At 65.0% G+C, this 243-nt stretch carries 1 protein-coding gene; it reads left to right on the forward strand.

Translation table 11 applies throughout. The features are described 5' to 3' along the window. Nucleotides 1–243 (forward strand): TonB-dependent receptor plug domain-containing protein (locus tag ACQG3P_RS22150; protein WP_426806252.1); only part of this gene is annotated, 243 nt, incomplete at both ends.

Here is a 243-nt window from a genome sequence, read left to right on the forward strand (position 1 = left end):
CGACAAGGTCGCCTCGCCCAAGTGCACCCAGTCCCTGCACGACACGCCGCAGACCAGCCAGAACATCAGCCGCGACCTGTGCACCCAGCAGGGCGCGACCACGCTGACCGATGCGCATCGCAACAGCCCGGGCGTGGGTACGTTCTACGTCGGCGAGAACCGCAACACCAACACCGGCGACAGCATCTTCATCCGTGGGATCGATACCTCCAGCAGCATCTTCGAGGACGGCGTGCGCGATCT

The organism is Stenotrophomonas sp. SrG, from assembly GCF_050031795.1.
GTDB classification, from domain to species: Bacteria; Pseudomonadota; Gammaproteobacteria; order Xanthomonadales; family Xanthomonadaceae; genus Stenotrophomonas; species Stenotrophomonas rhizophila_A.